This is a genomic window from Pseudoalteromonas sp. T1lg22 (assembly GCF_002964645.1).
GTDB lineage: Bacteria > Pseudomonadota > Gammaproteobacteria > Enterobacterales > Alteromonadaceae > Pseudoalteromonas.
In genome coordinates this window covers 156163-173801 of record NZ_PQBY01000002.1, presented here as the reverse complement: position 1 = coordinate 173801, position 17639 = coordinate 156163, and the positions used below count along the sequence as shown (strand labels likewise).

16 protein-coding genes are annotated in these 17639 nt (G+C 49.9%); 13 read left to right on the top strand and 3 right to left on the bottom strand.

Annotated features, from left to right (window positions below; all coding sequences use genetic code 11):
* The first annotated feature begins 3 nt into the window (after nt 1-3).
* The 10 genes from fabB to purF all read left to right on the top strand — a co-directional run bounded on the left by fabB (nt 4) and on the right by purF (nt 12056).
* Nucleotides 4-1218, top strand: coding sequence for a beta-ketoacyl-ACP synthase I (gene fabB, locus C2M24_RS00775; RefSeq protein WP_105212973.1), 1215 nt, complete (start codon nt 4-6; stop codon nt 1216-1218).
* A gap of 105 nt (nt 1219-1323) precedes the next feature.
* On the top strand, nt 1324-2439 hold the full coding sequence (locus C2M24_RS00770; protein WP_105212972.1) for a 4-phosphoerythronate dehydrogenase: 1116 nt from the start codon (nt 1324-1326) through the stop codon (nt 2437-2439).
* A gap of 17 nt (nt 2440-2456) precedes the next feature.
* Complete coding sequence (locus tag C2M24_RS00765) at nt 2457-3473, top strand: aspartate-semialdehyde dehydrogenase (RefSeq protein ID WP_105199113.1); 1017 nt, start codon at nt 2457-2459, stop codon at nt 3471-3473.
* Nucleotides 3474-3820: 347 nt separating this feature from the next.
* Nucleotides 3821-6049 (top strand): FimV/HubP family polar landmark protein, encoded by a 2229-nt coding sequence (locus C2M24_RS00760; protein ID WP_105212971.1) that lies wholly within the window; start codon nt 3821-3823, stop codon nt 6047-6049.
* Between the two features lie 101 nt (nt 6050-6150).
* Nucleotides 6151-6939 carry a tRNA pseudouridine(38-40) synthase TruA gene (truA, locus tag C2M24_RS00755; RefSeq protein WP_105212970.1) on the top strand — a complete coding sequence of 263 codons (789 nt, stop codon included), beginning with the start codon at nt 6151-6153 and terminating at the stop codon, nt 6937-6939.
* Between the two features lie 188 nt (nt 6940-7127).
* Complete coding sequence (gene accD, locus C2M24_RS00750; protein WP_105199116.1) at nt 7128-8003, top strand: acetyl-CoA carboxylase, carboxyltransferase subunit beta; 876 nt, start codon at nt 7128-7130, stop codon at nt 8001-8003.
* Between the two features lie 27 nt (nt 8004-8030).
* Nucleotides 8031-9290 carry a bifunctional tetrahydrofolate synthase/dihydrofolate synthase gene (folC, locus tag C2M24_RS00745; protein WP_105212969.1) on the top strand — a complete coding sequence of 420 codons (1260 nt, stop codon included), beginning with the start codon at nt 8031-8033 and terminating at the stop codon, nt 9288-9290.
* Between the two features lie 11 nt (nt 9291-9301).
* A complete protein-coding gene (locus C2M24_RS00740; protein ID WP_105212968.1) occupies nt 9302-9970 on the top strand; it encodes an SPOR domain-containing protein in 669 nt (222 codons plus the stop codon).
* Nucleotides 9971-10029: 59 nt separating this feature from the next.
* Entirely contained in the window at nt 10030-10524 is a 495-nt protein-coding gene (locus C2M24_RS00735) for a CvpA family protein (RefSeq protein ID WP_105199246.1), read from the top strand.
* 17 nt (nt 10525-10541) lie between these two features.
* Nucleotides 10542-12056 (top strand): amidophosphoribosyltransferase, encoded by a 1515-nt coding sequence (gene purF / locus C2M24_RS00730; protein WP_105199119.1) that lies wholly within the window; start codon nt 10542-10544, stop codon nt 12054-12056.
* 74 nt (nt 12057-12130) lie between these two features.
* Here the strand turns inward: purF and C2M24_RS00725 are convergent, their stop codons facing one another.
* The gene (locus tag C2M24_RS00725) at nt 12131-12730 is read right to left on the bottom strand and encodes a Yip1 family protein (RefSeq protein WP_105212967.1); all 600 of its coding nucleotides are present in this window, start codon (nt 12728-12730) and stop codon (nt 12131-12133) included.
* A 153-nt stretch (nt 12731-12883) separates the two neighbouring features.
* On the opposite strand from C2M24_RS00725, the gene miaE reads away from it, so the two are divergent.
* The gene (gene miaE, locus C2M24_RS00720; protein WP_105199121.1) at nt 12884-13654 is read left to right on the top strand and encodes a tRNA isopentenyl-2-thiomethyl-A-37 hydroxylase MiaE; all 771 of its coding nucleotides are present in this window, start codon (nt 12884-12886) and stop codon (nt 13652-13654) included.
* 93 nt (nt 13655-13747) lie between these two features.
* On the opposite strand, the gene C2M24_RS00715 is transcribed toward miaE, so the two are convergent.
* Together C2M24_RS00715 and C2M24_RS00710 are read right to left on the bottom strand one after the other, a co-directional pair.
* On the bottom strand, nt 13748-14485 hold the full coding sequence (locus C2M24_RS00715; RefSeq protein ID WP_105212966.1) for a UDP-2,3-diacylglucosamine diphosphatase: 738 nt from the start codon (nt 14483-14485) through the stop codon (nt 13748-13750).
* A 48-nt stretch (nt 14486-14533) separates the two neighbouring features.
* Complete coding sequence (locus C2M24_RS00710) at nt 14534-15025, bottom strand: peptidylprolyl isomerase (RefSeq protein WP_105199123.1); 492 nt, start codon at nt 15023-15025, stop codon at nt 14534-14536.
* A 187-nt stretch (nt 15026-15212) separates the two neighbouring features.
* Here C2M24_RS00710 and cysS point away from each other — a divergent pair, with 187 nt between their 5' ends.
* Complete coding sequence (gene cysS, locus C2M24_RS00705) at nt 15213-16592, top strand: cysteine--tRNA ligase (RefSeq protein ID WP_105212965.1); 1380 nt, start codon at nt 15213-15215, stop codon at nt 16590-16592.
* A gap of 132 nt (nt 16593-16724) precedes the next feature.
* Nucleotides 16725-17621 (top strand): DMT family transporter, encoded by an 897-nt coding sequence (locus C2M24_RS00700; RefSeq protein ID WP_105212964.1) that lies wholly within the window; start codon nt 16725-16727, stop codon nt 17619-17621.
* The last annotated feature ends 18 nt before the right edge of the window (nt 17622-17639 follow it).

Below are 17639 nucleotides of genomic sequence, written 5' to 3'. Positions count from 1 at the left end.
CTCATGAGAAGAGCCGTAATTACGGGTATCGGTGTAGTTTCAAGCATCGGTAATAATAAAGAAGAAGTATTAGAGTCTTTAAAAACGGGCAAAAGCGGTATCGCTTTTAACCCAGAGTTTGCTGAATACAACCTTCGTAGCCAGGTTTCTGGCAGCATCGACTTAGATGTGAAAGAGCACGTTGATCGCAAAGCATTCCGTTTTATGGGTGATGCGGCAGCCTATGCTTATATTTCTATGGCTCAGGCGATTGCCGATGCCAAACTAACGGATGAGCAAGTATCTAACGAGCGCACCGGCCTTATCGTTGGCTCAGGTGGCGGTTCATCTAAGTACCAGGTTGAAGCGGCGGACACCTTACGCGAAAAAGGCGTTAAGCGTGTAGGTCCTTACATGGTTCCTCGTACCATGGCGAGCACAACTTCTGCGTGTTTGGCCACTCCTTTTAAAATTAAAGGCGTTAACTACTCAATCAGCTCGGCTTGTGCCACATCTGCACACTGTATCGGTCACGCGGTTGAGCAAATCCAGCTGGGTAAACAAGACGTGATCTTCGCCGGTGGTGGTGAAGAGCTACACTGGACCCTAGCAATGGAATTCGACGCCATGGGTGCCTTGTCTACCAAGTACAACGAGACACCTGAAAAAGCATCACGCACCTATGACGCTAACCGTGACGGTTTCGTTATCTCTGGTGGTGGCGGTATCGTGGTTGTTGAAGAGCTAGAGCATGCCCTTGCTCGTGGCGCGCACATCTACGCTGAAATCACGGGTTACGGTGCCACTTCTGATGGTTACGACATGGTAGCCCCTTCGGGTGAAGGTGCGGTACGTTGTATGCGCCAAGCCATGCAAGACCTAGACACGCCGGTTGATTACCTGAACACGCACGGCACTTCAACGCCTGTAGGGGATGTAAAAGAGCTGGGTGCGATTCAAGAAGTGTTCGGTGGCAACTCACCTGCTATCAGTGCAACCAAGGCGATGACAGGTCACGCTCTAGGCGCCGCCGGTGTACACGAAGCAATTTACTCATTGCTAATGCTTGAGAACAACTTCGTAGCACCGTCTATCAATATCGACGAGCTGGATGAGCAGGCACAAGGCCTGGACATTGTGACCGAGCGTCGCGATGTTGAGCTTAACACCGTGATGTCTAACAGCTTCGGTTTTGGTGGCACCAACGCGACCCTGGTAATGAGCAAGTACAAAGCTTAATACCGACCTGAGTTTGCAGAAAAAGCCACGCAATTGCGTGGCTTTTTTGCTTTGTGGCAGCAGCATGATTAAAATAGCGCTCCGCTAGTCCCTCTGGGAAGAAAAATGAAAATATTAGCAGATCAAAATATGCCCCTTGTGGATGCCTTTTTTGCCCGCTTGGGCGAGATTGAGCGATTCGATGGCAGGGCCTTGACTCCAGAAATGGTCAAGGATGCGGACGTATTACTAACGCGCTCGGTGACCCAGGTTAATGCCGAGTTGTTGGCGCAAAATACCAGCTTAAAGTTTGTCGGCACCGCCACCATAGGCGTCGATCATATAGATCAAGCTTACTTAGCCGAGCGTCAGGTGCCTTTTGCCAGTGCTCCGGGTTGTAATGCGGTGGCCGTAGCGGAATATGTACTCAGTGCGGTGTTTGCCCTAGCGCAAGAGCAGCATTTTTCTGTGTTCGACAAAACCATTGCCATTGTTGGTGTCGGTAATATCGGCCAGTGTCTGGCGGATAAACTCGCCGCTATCGGCGTGAAAACTCTTTTGGTCGACCCGCCGAGACAGACGCGCGGCGATGTCGGAGACTGGCACAGCCTGGAAACAGTCCTAGCCGAGGCCGATATCATCACCTTTCATGTGCCCCTGGTTAAAGACGGCGAGCATTGCACCTATCATTTACTCGATAAGCAGCGCATCGATGCATTGAGTGAAGGTAAAATTCTGATCAATGCCAGCCGTGGTGATGTGATAGACAATCAGGCCCTGTTAGCGCGTCAGCAAGCCGAGGATGACTTATGCTTGGTGTTGGATGTGTGGGAAAACGAGCCGGATATTCTCGAAGAGCTGTTGCCCTATGTAGAGCTGGCGACGGTGCATATTGCCGGACATACGCTGGAGGGCAAGGGCCGTGGTACCTTGATGCTATATCAAGCCTTGTGTCAGCACCTGGATCTGACACCCAACAGTGATTTAGCGCAGCATTTGCCGACACCAAGCCTGACTCAGCTTACTCTAAGCGAGAGCTGGAGTAAGGAGGAGCTTGGCGCCCTGGTACACCTAATTTACGATGTGCGTCGTGATGACGCCATTTTACGTGCACAACTGCATAGCCATGGCTTTGATCTGTTGCGCAAAACCTATCCGGTTCGCCGCGAGCTCAGCACCTTGACGCTCAGCGGTAGTAACCCTTACCTGAGCGCCTTGGCAGCGTTTGGGTTTAGTATTTAACGCCTTGAGGAAGAGATATGTCGCAAAAATATAATGTCGCGGTATTGGGCGCCACTGGTTTAGTGGGTCGTCAAATCATAGAGACCTTGGCGGAAAGAAAATTTCCGGTTGATCAACTGTTCCCATTGGCCAGCAGCCGCTCTGCGGGTGAAGAGATTGAATTCAACGGCGAAACCATAGAAGTACTTGATGTTGAGCAGTTCGACTTTGCCAATGCGCATATTGGCTTGTTCTCGGCCGGTGGCAGTGTGTCTGAAAAATACGCGCCCATCGCTGCAGAGGCTGGGTGTGTGGTTATCGACAATACCTCACAATTCCGTTACGACTATGATGTGCCTCTGGTTGTGCCGGAAGTGAATGCGGCCAGTCTGGCGGATTTCCGTAACCGCAATATTATTGCCAACCCAAATTGTTCAACCATCCAGATGCTGGTGGCGCTCAAGCCAATTTACGATGCTTACGGCATTGAACGCATTAATGTCTCTACTTACCAAGCGGTGTCGGGTGCAGGTAAAGAAGCGGTTGACGAGCTGGCAAAGCAAACCGCTAACCTGATGAATGGTCGTCCACTGGACAATAAGGTTTTCACCAAGCAAATGGCGTTTAACGTTATTCCGCAAATCGATGCCTTTGAAGACAACGGCTATACCCGCGAAGAAATGAAAATGGTGTGGGAAACGCAGAAGATCCTGGGTGATGAAACCGTAATGGTGAACCCAACGGCGGTGCGCGTGCCGGTATTCTTCGGTCATGCCGAGGCCATTCATTTAGAAACCCGGATGCCGGTGGACGTTGAGCACGTTAAGCAGTTATTACAGGATGCCCCGGGTGTTGAGCTTATCGAAGACGAGCATGATTACCCAACGCCGGTATCCGATGCCAGCGGCAACGACAGTGTTTATGTCGGCCGTGTGCGTCAGGATATTTCTCATCCGCATGGCTTAAATATGTGGGTGGTGAGTGATAACACCCGTAAAGGTGCGGCTACCAACAGCGTACAGATTGCTGAAGAGCTGATCGCTCATTATCTTTGATATCATCGGCACAGGTTGTCGACCTTTGCCGCTATGGTTGTAGGTCGGCATTCTATGCCGACAAAATCCTCAATTAATATCACCATGTCGGCGCACAGCACCGACCTACAAGAGAGCGGCTAATGGCCGCTTTTTTTATACATATCAAGCGCTTCGTTCTAGATTTAAATTGCCTCACTGGTCGTGGATATTCGCCAATATCTGGTTTATAGTTTGCAAGTGGAATAATACTTGCTGTTACTTGCCATAAATTGCAAAAAAGCACAACAATAACAACGAATCGTCAAAAAATGCTCGTTTGCCCACAGCCCTGCAAATAAAGCACTTAACGTTAGTAAAGGAAAAGCATGCGCTCTCTAGTTACCCTGTTTTTTTTACTCCTGGCCTTAAGCCATGCTGGTGCCAGTGCGCAAAGCACCGAAAACCGTGACCCGGAAGGGGCTGATAATAGCGAGCAAATTCGTGCTATCGGGCCGATTAAACCGAGCGATACCCTGTGGCGTATTGCCGCCAGGGTGCGCCCGGACAATTCGGTGACCATGTATCAGGTGATGGTGGCGCTGTATGAAAAGAATCCAAACTCCTTCCTGGATAACAATCTTAACCATATGCGTGACGGCGCTTACTTACAGATACCGTCGATGCGGGAAATTCGCACCATAGATCCGCTTTTGGCCAAGGCCAAGTCGGAGCAAGACGATAAGTTGTGGGCCAAGATCAGAACTGCGGGTACAACCGCAAGTGTGAAAACAGGTAGGGTGCGTCAACAGCAGGCAGCACAAGCAAAACGTGAATTGGAATTAGAGATTGAGCGACTCAAGCAAGAGCAAAATGAGCGCTTAGTTGAGTTACAACAGCAGCTTAGCGCTTCGGTAAGCAATGCCGAGTCGATCCTCGCCGACAATGAGCGTCTACGTGCGCAATTGCAGAAAATTACCGATCAGCTTATTCAGGTTCAGGCCCTGCTTGATGAAAAAGATGCCGAGCTGCAACAACAGCTGCAGCAGTTTATGGCCGAGCGTAAGGCCATGGCGCGACAACAGCAAATTCAACAGGAGCAAAACGCCAACTGGTTTAATGCGTTGCCCGGCTGGTTGACTTGGCTGCTGATGATGACGCTGCCGGTTTTAGCCATTGTGGCGCTGGTGGTGATGTTTTTGAAAAAGCGAAGCAAGGAAGAAGCGCTTGGCCCGGTGGCAGCAGAGCCATTGACCGCCGAGACTCAAGCAGTTGCCGCGGCTCAGCCCTTAAACGAGCCGAATGAAGTGGATTTTGCCGCTAATTCCAAGGAAGAGAACGTCGAGGAAAAGAACGCCAAGGCAGAAATCAGCCAAGAAGAAGCAGTATTCCCGCAGCGCTCTGATTTACCGAGCATTGATGCCGATACCTATGTCGAGGCCGATAAACCGGTGTCACTAAGTGACAATCTGGACGCGCTGAGCGATGCAGAAATTAATGACTTATTTGTCACTAAGGTGCCGGCGAACGAAGAGCTAGATAAGGATGAGGTTCAGGGCGAAGACAAGGAGCTTTCAGCCGAGCTTTCAGCTGAACTTTTACCGGAAGATTTACCCGAGCATGCGGCAAGCGCAGAAGACGAGTTTTTACCTGAGGATTTAGCGGAGCCTTTGACAGAGCTTGCTCCTGAGCCTTCAGCTGAGCTCTTGCCAGAAGAGGTTGCCGATGAATTCGAAATTGATCAGCCGCTAGCTGGTGTACAGAGTGAAGATGATGAGCATTCAGGCGCTTCATCCGCCGAGCTTTCAGCCGAGCTTTCAGCTGAACTTTTACCGGAAGATTTACCCGAGCATGCGGCAAAGGCAGACGACGAGTTTTTACCTGAGGATTTAGCGGAGCCTTCTCCTGAGCCTTCCGCCGAGATCTTAGTGGAAGAAGTTGCCGATGAGTTCGATATCGATGCTCTGTTGGCGGCGGACTACGACGAAGACTCGGCCCTTGATGATGAGCAAATGGATGAAGCGTTTCTTGAGGATATCAGTGACACGGACTTCGATGCCATGCTTAACGAATTGGCAGAGTCACCGACTCAGTCAAGGGAGCAGCTGCCGGAACGGGACGATATTCCTGGTGATGTAGACTTGCAGGCATTGATGCAAGATGCGGATGATGATCTCGCCGATTTTGAACCCATCAATGATGGCCTTGTTGATGTGTTTAGCCAAGCCTCAGATGAAGCTGCAAGTGATGGTCAAAGTGAAGGCGAAACCGAGCAGGCGGCCGCACCACAAGAAATAGAAGCGGGCAGCGCAGGTCAGTATGTGGAAATCGATGATCTGCTGGCGCAAAGCGATGACGCCGAACTCGTTGAGGAGCCTTATAAAGACGCCAATATGGATGTGGGCCTGGGCGAGTTTGATGATTTGCTCGAAGATACTCCGAAAACAGATGTCGATACCGAGGACGGCGGTTATAGCGCTAAACTGGATTTGGCCCGTGCCTATCTGGAAATCGATGATCTTGACTCGGCACTGGAGGCGCTGCAAGAGGTGCTTGATAATGGCCCGCAAACCCTGCAGCAAGAAGCACTGGCACTGAAAGAGCGGCTTCAAAGATAAGCGCCTTGGCGTGATTGCTAACCCCTAATAAGCAGCCGGATTAGCTATTTAGGGCCAGAGCAGATAAAATGCCGAAAATTTTGCAATCGAAAAGAGTGTCAATGCGCGTCGCGTTAGGAATTGAGTATAACGGTGCTCGCTACAGTGGTTGGCAGCGCCAGTCCCATGTCAGCAGTATTCAGCAAGAAATTGAAACGGCCTTATCGCGAATTTGCGATCATCCGGTTGAGATCACCTGTGCCGGGCGCACCGATGCCGGTGTCCATGCCACGGGCCAGGTTATACACTTTGATACCCACGCCAAACGCGATATGGGCGCCTTTACCCTGGGCATGAATTCGCAGCTACCAGACGACATTGCCGTGCGCTATGCCATGCAGGCTGACGATGAATTTCATGCCCGCTTTAGTGCCACCGCCCGTCGTTATCGTTATGTGATTTACAATCATCCTTATCGCCCGGGAATTTTACGCTCCGGTGTGACCCATTATCACCAGCCCCTTGATGCCGAGCGCATGCATGCGGCTTGTCATTATATGCTGGGTGAGCAAGACTTTACCTCCTTTAGGGCGGTGCACTGCCAGTCCAATACGCCGTTTCGCAATATTCATCATCTTAATGTGGAGCGGGTGGGGGACTATATAGTCATAGATATCAAGGCCAATGCCTTTTTGCACCATATGGTACGTAATATCACCGGCTGTTTAATGGACATAGGCGTAGGCGCACAGGAGCCGGATTGGATGCAACATTTGTTGCAGCTTAAAGACCGCACCCAGGCCAGCGCCACCGCCAAGCCTAATGGTTTATACTTGGTGGATGTTGATTATCCCGAGAAGTGGCAAATACCTTCTACCCCTTTGGGGCCGCTGTTTCTGCCCAATAATTAGGGGAAAAATAGCGTCACTTTTTGATGTATTTAGTTCATACAAAAGTTTGACTGGTCGCCGTAATAGACTACGCCGACCAGTTTTTTATATCTAAGCAACTAAATTCATGTTTTAATTGTGCTAATTTATCGGCTAATTTTGGGGTGGTACATCCGCCTCGCTACTAACAAGCATTAAGAGAGTTGCAAATGAGCTGGTTAGAAAAGATCTTACCAAAAACAACCAAGTCTTCGGGCAAAAAAGAGATCCCTGAGGGCGTTTGGGCTAAATGTACTTCGTGTGATGCCATCCTTTATAAGGCTGAGCTAGAAAAGGCAATGAACGTGTGTCCTAAGTGTGATCACCATATGCGTATCACTGCACGTAAGCGTCTGGAGCTATTCTTAGACGACGCCGGTCGCACCGAGTTGGGCGCTCAGCATGAGCCTAAAGACGTCTTGAAATTTAAAGACTCGAAAAAGTATTCAGATCGTATCAACGCTGCACAAAAGAGCAGCGGTGAGAAAGATGCTCTGGTTGCCATGAAGGGCCAGCTAAAGGGTATTCCTGTTGCCGCAGTATCGTTTGAATTTGCCTACATGGGTGGTTCAATGGGCTCGGTAGTGGGCGCGCGTTTCGTTGAAGCCGTGAATGTGTGTCTAGAGCACAACATGCCACTGGTGTGCTTCTCTGCGTCGGGCGGTGCTCGTATGCAAGAAGCGCTTATGTCACTGATGCAGATGGCGAAAACCAGTGCTGCACTGGCGAAAATGAGCGAAAAAGGCCTGCCGTTTATCTCGGTACTGACCGACCCAACCATGGGTGGTGTATCGGCGTCATTGGCCATGCTAGGTGACGTTAACGTGGCTGAACCAAAGGCACTTATCGGTTTCGCCGGTCCGCGCGTAATCGAGCAAACTGTACGTGAAACCCTGCCTGATGGTTTCCAACGCAGTGAGTTCTTACTTGAGCACGGTGCCATCGACATGATCGTTGACCGCCGCGAAATGCGTGACACCTTAGCGCGTCTGCTGGCCAAGCTAATGAACTTGCCTTCTACCGAACAAGAGCATAGAGTAGCGTAAATTTCTCGGCAATCTAGAAACTTACCTATGTCAGATTCGAAACCGAGCCAATCGTCTAGCCTAGATGATTGGCTTTGTTATTTAGAGCAGATCCATCCTGCCAACATTGAAATGGGCCTTGAGCGCGTTCAGCGCGTGGCAGAGCAAATCGGCCTGCTTGATACCCGCAGCAAAATCATTCTTATCGCTGGCACCAACGGCAAGGGCACCACGGCCCAATGTTTAGAAGCGCTGCTATTAGCCCAAGGCTATAGCGTCGGTACCTATGCCTCGCCTCACCTTATTCGTTACAACGAGCGGGTGCGCATCAATGGCGCCGAGCTTGACGATCAAATTCATGTGGATGCCTTTAACGCGCTTGAACAAGGGCGAGGGGACACCGCACTGACTTATTTTGAGTTCGGCACCTTAGGGGCGCTGCACATCTTTAAGCGTATGGATGTGGATTATGTGCTGATGGAAGTAGGCCTAGGCGGGCGTTATGATGCCACCAATATAGTCACCCCCGTTGCCAGCGTGATCACCACGGTAGACCTGGATCATAAAGAATACCTGGGCGATACCCGCGAATTGGTAGGCTATGACAAGGCCGGTATTTTCCGCACCGGTGTGCCTGCTATTGTGGGTGATTTGGATATACCCCATACCGTAGTCGATTACGGCAAGGAAATTGGCGCCGATCTATGCCTATCCCGTCGCGATTTTCATTTTAGTGAAGATGAAGTCACCTTTAGCTGGCAAATGGACGATTATGATCTGTGCTTTGCCCAACCTGCTATTCCGGCGCAAAATGCCGCCACGGCGCTGAGCGTACTTTATAAACTCAACCTATTCCCGGATATCACGGTGATCGCCGATTGCCTTAAGGCCCTTAAGGTCACCGGGCGTTTTCAGACCCTGAGCGAGCAGCCTCGAGTAGTCACGGATGTGGCTCATAATCGCGAGTCTGCACGTTTTCTCGCCAAGCGTTTACAATCCTTTAAGCAACAAGGGGTTAGTATTTATGCTATCGTTGGTATGTTGGCCGACAAAGAGCACGCCGATGTTATTGAAGCGATGAAGGATGCGGTCGATTATTGGCATGTGGCTACCTTGGATAACCCCAGGGGCACACAGGCTGAGCAGTTGGCCAAAACGATAGGCAAGCAGGTCAGTGTAGCCGGCGCCCATAATTGTGTTGGCGATGCCATTGAGGCGGTTTTACCGCAACTTTGCGAGCAAAGCCTTTTGATTATTTTCGGATCGTTTTACACTGTAGCAGAAGCAATCACATTTTTTGAGAGTTAGGGGCTGTAAGAGTGAACTCAGGGTTTGTTAACCGTTTGATCGGAACCACTATTGTAGTTGTTGCCGCTATTGTTTTTATTCCTAATATTTTGGATGGCGATAAGGTGCGGTACAAGGAAGGTTTTAAAGCCATACCCGAGCGCCCTGAGTTCAAGTCTATCGACTTACAGCAGGCCTTGTCTGACAAGGCCGATATGGCTCCTTTACCTAAAGATGAAAAAATCGAAGAATTAACCTCCGACGATGAAAAGCTCGCTTCTGGCTCAGCTGAGGATTTAGTTGATGGTTTAGCCGGTGATTCCGTCGATAAAACTGCCGGCACACAGACGCCACAGCCAAAGGCGCAGCAACCCAGCACAGAAAGCACCACGGTGGCGGTTTCCACACTGACCAAGGATGAGCCCTTGGAGCGCCCCAAACAAAGTGGCTTAACGCAAATGGCCTATGTAGTGCAATTGGGTGCCTTTTCCCGCAAAGGCAGTGTCGATGCGCTGATGGCCAAGCTTAAGAGCAATGGTTTCAAGGTCTTTACCCGCGAGGTTAAAACCGCTAACGGCACCCTGACCAAGGTGTTGGTGGGGCCGGAATTAAGTAAGGAAAAGCTTGAGCAACAACTGCCCAAGTTACAAAAGCTGACCAATTTACAAGGTCGTATTACCCAGTTCCAAGTAACAAAATGATCTGGTATTTAACGTCCCGCTCCGCTAGAATGCGCCCAAACTAACGACTAGTGGTTATTATGATCTGGGTTGATTACGCCATTGCCGGCATTATTGCACTGTCTACCATTATTGGCTTAGTGCGAGGCTTTATTAAAGAGTCTATGTCGCTGGCCGTTTGGGCCGCTGCGTTTTTTGTATCCAGTATCTTTTACCCCTATTTAGCTTCCTACCTAACCAATATTTCAGAACCCCTTTTAAGAAATGCCGCAGCGATAGCCATACTGTTTTTCTCTACGCTGTTGTTGGGTGGATTGTTAAATTACATCTTAGGCGAGTTGGTGCAGCGCACCGGTTTGTCGGGTACCGATCGCGTGTTTGGAATCGTGTTTGGTGCCTTGCGTGGCGTGTTGGTCGTCAGCGCTATTCTATTCTTTCTCGATGCCTTTACCGGAGCCCCGAATACAAACTGGTGGAGCGCATCTCGACTTATCCCTGAATTTGGCTTTGTGATCGAGTGGTTTTTTGACTACCTCGAGAACAACTCAAGCTTTTTAAATTCAGCTAACCGTTAATCGGCGAGGAAATTTTAATGTGTGGTATCGTTGGTATAGTCGGAACATCGCCTGTTAATCAGGCTTTGTATGATGGCTTAACTGTTTTGCAACACCGCGGTCAGGATGCGGCGGGTATTATTACGATTGAAGATAATACCTTCAGTCTGCGTAAGGCCAATGGCTTAGTAAAAGATGTGTTCCATACAAGACACATGAAGCGCCTGCAGGGCAATATCGGCCTAGGTCATGTGCGTTACCCAACCGCGGGTACCTCAAGCTCGGCGGAAGCGCAGCCTTTCTACGTGAACTCGCCATTCGGTATTGCCATGGCCCATAACGGTAACCTGACTAACGCCGAGCAGCTAAAAGAGCAGCTGTTCAACGAGGCGCGTCGTCATGTAAATACCACCTCGGACTCCGAAATCCTGCTAAACGTGCTTGCCCATGAGCTGAGCAAGTGCGACAAGCTGAAATTAGCCGCAGAAGATATCTTTGCCGCTATTTCAGAGGTGAACTCTAAGGTTATCGGTGGTTATGCCACTATCGCCATGATCATCGGCCACGGCATGGTTGCGTTTCGTGACCCGCACGGTATTCGTCCGCTTATCTTTGGTAAGCGCGAAACTGAAAAGGGCACAGAGTACATGTTCTCATCAGAGAGCGTGGCACTGGACACAGACGGTTTTGAAGTTATCCGTGACGTAGCTCCGGGTGAAGCCATTTATGTAACCGAAGACGGTCAGTTGTACTCACAACTGTGCGCTGATAAGTCGGTTTACAACCCATGTCTTTTTGAATTCGTTTACTTTGCCCGTCCTGACTCAACTATCGATAATATGTCGGTATACGCCACACGCGTAAACATGGGTACCAAGCTGGGCGAGAAGATCAAACGCGAATGGTCTGATAAGGACATTGACGTGGTGATCCCAATTCCAGAGACTTCATGTGATATCGCTTTGGAAATCGCTTCAGTACTTGAACTGCCTTACCGTCAGGGCTTTGTGAAGAACCGTTATATCGGCCGTACCTTCATCATGCCGGGTCAGGAACTGCGTAAAAAGTCGGTACGTCGTAAGCTCAATGCCATTGCCCGTGAATTTAAAGGCAAAAACGTATTGTTGGTTGATGATTCAATCGTGCGCGGTACCACTTCAGCCCAGATCGTTGAAATGGCCCGTGAAGCCGGCGCTAAGAATGTATACTTTGCCTCAGCGGCACCGGAAGTACGCTTCCCGAACGTCTATGGTATCGATATGCCATCGGCTGCCGAACTGATCGCTCATGGTCGTGAAGTAGAAGACATCAATGCCAGCATTGGCGCCGACGGTCTTATCTATCAATCACTGGAAGACCTGGTTGCCGCAGTATCCCAGGAAAACCCGGAAATCACCCGTTTTGAAACCTCGGTTTTCGATGGTTACTATGTGACCGGTGATATCGACCAGGATTACCTAAATCGTATCGACGAGCTACGTAATGACTCGGCCAAGTCTGGTCGTGAAAAGGCGATGTCGGCAAACTTGGAAATTCATAACCAAGACGATTAAGCGAATAGACAATAAAAAAGGAGCCTTTGGCTCCTTTTTTATTGCTTGAAATTATTGCTAGCGGCTGAAGGCGGCTAGCTAAAGATAGGTGAGACTATGCCGTTGGTCCATAAAATAGCGGTCGCCGCGAGGATAATCACTAAGAGCACCAAGCCACAGGTCACCACTGAGCTGGCATAGATAAAACCGCGTTCGTGAGGAATATGCATCAAGATTGGCACGCCGGTGTAGAGTAGATAGACCGAATAGCTGAGCGCCACCAAACCAACGCAGACAATAAACCACAAGGTCGGATAGAAGGCTGCAAAGGCCGCCATAAATACCGGTGTTGAGGTATAGGCCGCAAGCTCAAGTGTTTGCGTAAAGGTCGGCTCGGCACCGAAGGTTTTTGCCATCCAATGAGCCAAATAGGCCAGCGCAAATACGCCGACAATCAAGGCCACATACATGGCGCCACCAATAAGCAGTGCGCTGTCGTGAGTAAGATAGACGGGATCGCCGGTGCCGACGCTCCAACCTAAATGAACCGCCGAATAATAACCCATGATACTGGGGATCAGGGCGATAAGTAGAATATGCGATAAGCTGTAAAGTAGACTTTCGTGGCGGTTGTCGATGGTTTGCCACTCTTCAACCGGATGGGCGTACAAGCCCCAAAGATGATTTAGAATCATATAGTTACCCCTTAAATAAACTGGTTTTTGGCTGTATTATTTTTCACCAGCACTCATTTATGTATCGTCCAGAGCTAGAGGTTTGTCAAGAAAGTCCCCCCGCGCGATGAATATGGTAAAATAGCGCCAATTACCAAGATATTGATTGAAGTTATGCTGGCCAAGTACCAAGAATTATTAGCACCTATTCATTCTTTTTTGCGCTGTGAAACACCGCAATCCTGGGTTGAAGAAGCGAAAAAGCCGGAAAATCTGCGCATTATTCTGACCGATCACCTGATCTGTGAACTTAAAGCCGCGCAGAGCGCCATGTATCTTATTCGCCGTTATGCGGTGGACGAGCAAAGTGGTGAGGCCTTATTGCAGTGGCTTAAGCCTTATGAAGACTTTACCTATCGCCAGGTCGGCGATTGGCGCGCTCTTGCCGATCACAATAAGCTCAACAAATCCATGATCCCTAAATCCAGCGTACCTTATGGCCAGGAACTCATAGATAAAATGGTGCTTTTGATAAAAGAAGAGTTGCACCACTTTTATCAGGTGCTGGAGATCATGCAGGAATGCGGTATCGACTACGATAAAATCACCTCCAGCCGTTATGCCAAGGGGTTGTTGCGCCATGTACGCACCTATGAGCCCCAGGCTTTGATCGACAAGCTGATCTGTGGTGCCTATATTGAAGCGCGCTCATGTGAGCGTTTTGCCATGTTGGCGCCCCATGTGGATGCGCGTCTGGGTGAGTTTTATGTCTCCCTGCTGCGCTCAGAAGCGCGTCATTATCAGGATTACCTCACCTTGGCTTCGGCTCTCGCAGGTGAGGATATTTCCGAGCGCATCGCGTTTTTTGGTGAGGTGGAAGCGGAGTTAATTGCTTCGCCGGATAAGGATTTTAAGTTTCACAGTGGCGCCCCCGTTGCCGCTTAGCGGTTAACTAAAAAGTGGCCAACTTAAAACGCCTAACTAAAACAAAAAAGCCCACGCGCTAATTGTGCCTGGGCTTATCTTTTTTCCGGTGAGCTATTTAAAGTAAAGGCGCTCGCGCTCATGGCCATGGCAAAGGGTCAGGCCGCTAGCATCGGCCACTATGTAGGAGCTGTGCTCATACCAATCACCGAGTACCACCCGGGTTTTACCGCCGTGGTCATGAATGGCGGGGCGGTGGGTATGACCGTGGATCATCAGTTCCACCTGATGCGCGGCAAAGGTGTCCAGTACCGCACCAGGCTCGACATCTAAAATCTCAGCGCGTTTGTTTTTCTGGCTCATTTTACTCTTAATGCGCGCATTGCGGGCAACGCGGCGGCGATACCAAAGTGGCATGGCCAGCATTAATCTCGGCCACCACCAACCGCGAGACTTGCGGCGAAACTTTTGATATTCGATATCCTGCGTGCACATTTCATCGCCATGGAGCAGCACCACTTGTGTGCCATAGAGGTTGATTACGCTTTGCTCGGGCAGTAAAGTCACGCCCGCCTGGGCTGCGTATTTCTTGCCGATCAGAAAGTCACGGTTGCCATGAATAAAGTAGACCTTCACGCCACTATCACTTATCGCTTTTAATCTTGTGGCAATATCATCGCTCAGTGCTTCATTGGCATCATCACCAACCCAGACCTCAAAAAAATCACCGAGAATATAAAGCGCATCCACATCTGCATCTATATGGGTGTCTAAAAACTCAAAGAAGGCGGCGGTGATATCTGGCTGAGCGGCGCTCAAATGCAGGTCGGAAATAAACAGCGTACGTTTCATGGGGCCCTTAATAGCAAAAAGCGCGACAGAGCCGCGCTTATTAAAGTATTACTCTACAGTAACCTTAGTGATCACCACATCTTCAAGTGGTACATCCTGGTGGAAGCCAGCAGAGCCTGTGGCTACGCCTTTGATCTTCTCTACTACGTCCATGCCTTCAACAACTTCGGCAAATACACAGTAACCCCAGCCTTGCGACGTTTCGCTGCTGAAGTTTAGGAAGTCGTTGTTGTTCACATTAATAAAGAACTGAGCGGTGGCCGAATGTGGATCCGGCGTACGCGCCATGGCTACCGTGCCCACTTTGTTGCTTAGGCCGTTGTTGGCTTCGTTATCAATTGGGTCTTGCACAGACTTTTGGTCCATACCTGGTGTAAAACCACCACCTTGGATCATAAAGCCATCGATAACACGGTGGAAAATAGTGCCATCGTAAAAGCCTGATTTGGCGTAGTTTAAAAAGTTGGCAACTGTTTTAGGTGCTTCTGCTTCAAATAGCGCCAGCTTGATGGTGCCCATATTGGTTTCTAGTACAACCATGATGATTCTCTATGTATTGAGGTGAAAAGATTATTTTATCTCACAGCAGTGAAACACTCAATTGACTAAGGGAGGATAGGGCCATTAAGTCCTTTAATTTGTTGCTTTTGGTCTTTTGTTCGGTGGCGGCTTGCCCAGTGCGGTGGTAAGATAGCGCCATTAATATAACCGATAGGATCCCCTTGTAATGTTGCAGATATACAACACACTTTCACGTCAAAAAGAACACTTTGAGCCCTTGAATGCCAATAAAGTGGACATGTATGTGTGTGGGATCACCATTTACGATTATTGCCACGTTGGCCACGCCCGTACTTATGTGTCGTTCGACGTGATGAACCGTTACCTTCGCTACCTTGGCTATGACGTCACCTATGTGCGCAACATTACCGATGTGGACGATAAGATCATTGCTCGCGCCAATGAAAACAAAGAGCCTATCGATGCTTTAACTAAGCGCATGACGGCTTCCATGCATGAAGATTTTGCTGCCCTGAATATTTTGGCGCCGGATATCGAGCCTACGGTAACGGGTCATATGGATGACATTATCGCCATGATCGAGCGTCTTATTGCCAAAGAGCACGCCTATGTAGCGCAAAGCGGCGACGTGCTATTCGATGTTTCCAGCTTTAATGATTACGGCAAGCTATCACAGCAAGACTTAGAGATGCTTCAGGCCGGTGCGCGTGTTGAAGTTGCCGCAGGCAAAGACGATCCTTTGGACTTCGTGCTATGGAAAAAAGCCAAGGCTGGTGAGCCAAGCTGGTCGTCACCTTGGGGTGAAGGTCGCCCGGGCTGGCATATCGAATGTTCGGCCATGAGCTCTAAGCACCTAGGCGAATACTTTGATATTCACGGCGGTGGTTCGGATCTGCAGTTCCCACATCATGAGAACGAAATTGCCCAGTCGTGCTGTGCTAACAATGGCCGCTATGTAAAAACCTGGATCCACACCGGCATGGTGCAGGTAAATAAAGAAAAGATGTCTAAGTCATTAGGCAACTTCTTTACTGTGCGTGAGGTATTAAAAGCCTACGATCGTGAAACCGTGCGCTACTTCCTGATCAATGGTCATTATCGCAGCCAGTTGAACTACTCGCAGGAAAACCTGGAGCAAGCCCGCGCATCTTTAGAGCGCATCTACACAGCCCTACGTGATGTTGAGCCGGTTGAGATTGAGCTTAAAGGCAACAAGTATGCGGCGCGTTTTGAAGCGGCCATGAATGATGACTTCAATACGCCGGAAGCCTTGCCTGTGTTATTCGAGCTGGCAAAAGAAGTGAACCGCCTTAAGGGTGAAGATGCTCCAGCGGCGGGTCAACATGCTTACCTGCTGGTTAAGCTGGCGGAAGTATTAGGTATTGCTCAGCAAGACCCAGCGGCTTTCCTTCAGGGTGAGCAGGACGACGATGAGGCGGCACACATCGAAGCGCTGATTGAACAGCGTCGTGTGGCCCGTGAGAACAAAGACTGGGCGGCGGCAGATGAAGCCCGTGATGCGCTTACGGCCTTGGGTGTGGTGCTGGAAGACAGCGCCGGTAAAACCACCTGGCGTAAAGCGTAAACGCAAAGGTATAACGCCTTGTTAAAAACGCCGCGCATTTGTTCGCGGCGTTTTTGTTTGTCGTTTCTGTCTTGACCTCAAGCTAGCTTGAGGTTTTAGCCTGGCTGCCGTTATTATCAATCAGGAATCCGAATGAATATTTTTCTTGCCATGATCCCCGCCTTCTTATGGGGAACCACCTATGCGATCACCAAGTACGCCATGCCCGACTGGCCACCCATTTTACTTGGTGCCTTGCGAGCCTTACCGGCAGGGGTTGTGCTGTGGCTTCTTAAACCCTCTTTGCCCAGAGGTGGGCAGTGGCGCCCCTTGCTGCTTTTGGCTGCGGTGAATATCGCCCTGTTTTTTGCCTGTATCTTTGTGATGGCGGTTAATTTGCCAGCGGCCATTGCCGGGGTTGGCATGGTTTCCGTACCTGTGGTGGCACTGCTTTATGCTTGGCTGGTGAAAGGGCAGAGACCCGCCTTAGTGCAATCCATTTGCGCACTGGCTCTGGTCTTTTTAGCCTGGTTCTTGTTCGATCCAAAAGAAGTGAGTTTAACCCTGATTGGCATGCTGGCGTTATTTGCCTCCTTGCTCTGCATAGTGGTTGGCAGTGCCCTGGTGCAAAAGTTCTCCATGCATATTCATTGGTGGACGGTACTGACCTGGCAACTGATCCTTGGCGGCACCTTGCTTGCAATTGCTGCGCTTATCCAGGCATTTTATCTTGAGCCCGAGGCGTATCAGGCGCTGCAAAATCCCATCGAGCGCCAACAATGGTTGGCAGTCTTGTGGCTGGTGCTGCCCAACACCGCAGTTGCGTACAGCTTATATGTATGGCTGTTGGGGCGCATGTCTGTGGTGGAGTTTACCTTTGGCACCATAGCCAATCCCATCGCGGGTATTGTTACGGCGGCGCTGTTATTGGCCGAGACGTATCAAGGTTGGCAATATGCCTTGATGATGGCGATGATAGTATTTTCGGTAACGCCGCAAGGGGTGCAATTACTGCGCTCGCGATGGGAAAACAAAAAGGCCAGCATTTAAAGCTGGCCTTTTTTGAAT

What these genes read in the sequence shown, in the direction of transcription:
- accD (WP_105199116.1), top strand. Translation starts at nt 7,128, where the DNA reads ATGAGCTGGTTAGAAAAGATCTTACCAAAAACAACCAAGTCTTCGGGC.
- miaE (WP_105199121.1), top strand. Translation starts at nt 12,884, where the DNA reads ATGCTGGCCAAGTACCAAGAATTATTAGCACCTATTCATTCTTTTTTG.
- C2M24_RS00710 (WP_105199123.1), bottom strand. Translation starts at nt 15,025, where the DNA reads ATGGTTGTACTAGAAACCAATATGGGCACCATCAAGCTGGCGCTATTT.
- C2M24_RS00715 (WP_105212966.1), bottom strand. Translation starts at nt 14,485, where the DNA reads ATGAAACGTACGCTGTTTATTTCCGACCTGCATTTGAGCGCCGCTCAG.
- truA (WP_105212970.1), top strand. Translation starts at nt 6,151, where the DNA reads ATGCGCGTCGCGTTAGGAATTGAGTATAACGGTGCTCGCTACAGTGGT.
- C2M24_RS00735 (WP_105199246.1), top strand. Translation starts at nt 10,030, where the DNA reads ATGATCTGGGTTGATTACGCCATTGCCGGCATTATTGCACTGTCTACC.
- C2M24_RS00725 (WP_105212967.1), bottom strand. Translation starts at nt 12,730, where the DNA reads ATGATTCTAAATCATCTTTGGGGCTTGTACGCCCATCCGGTTGAAGAG.
- C2M24_RS00700 (WP_105212964.1), top strand. Translation starts at nt 16,725, where the DNA reads ATGAATATTTTTCTTGCCATGATCCCCGCCTTCTTATGGGGAACCACC.
- C2M24_RS00765 (WP_105199113.1), top strand. Translation starts at nt 2,457, where the DNA reads ATGTCGCAAAAATATAATGTCGCGGTATTGGGCGCCACTGGTTTAGTG.
- C2M24_RS00760 (WP_105212971.1), top strand. Translation starts at nt 3,821, where the DNA reads ATGCGCTCTCTAGTTACCCTGTTTTTTTTACTCCTGGCCTTAAGCCAT.
- cysS (WP_105212965.1), top strand. Translation starts at nt 15,213, where the DNA reads ATGTTGCAGATATACAACACACTTTCACGTCAAAAAGAACACTTTGAG.
- C2M24_RS00770 (WP_105212972.1), top strand. Translation starts at nt 1,324, where the DNA reads ATGAAAATATTAGCAGATCAAAATATGCCCCTTGTGGATGCCTTTTTT.
- purF (WP_105199119.1), top strand. Translation starts at nt 10,542, where the DNA reads ATGTGTGGTATCGTTGGTATAGTCGGAACATCGCCTGTTAATCAGGCT.
- fabB (WP_105212973.1), top strand. Translation starts at nt 4, where the DNA reads ATGAGAAGAGCCGTAATTACGGGTATCGGTGTAGTTTCAAGCATCGGT.
- folC (WP_105212969.1), top strand. Translation starts at nt 8,031, where the DNA reads ATGTCAGATTCGAAACCGAGCCAATCGTCTAGCCTAGATGATTGGCTT.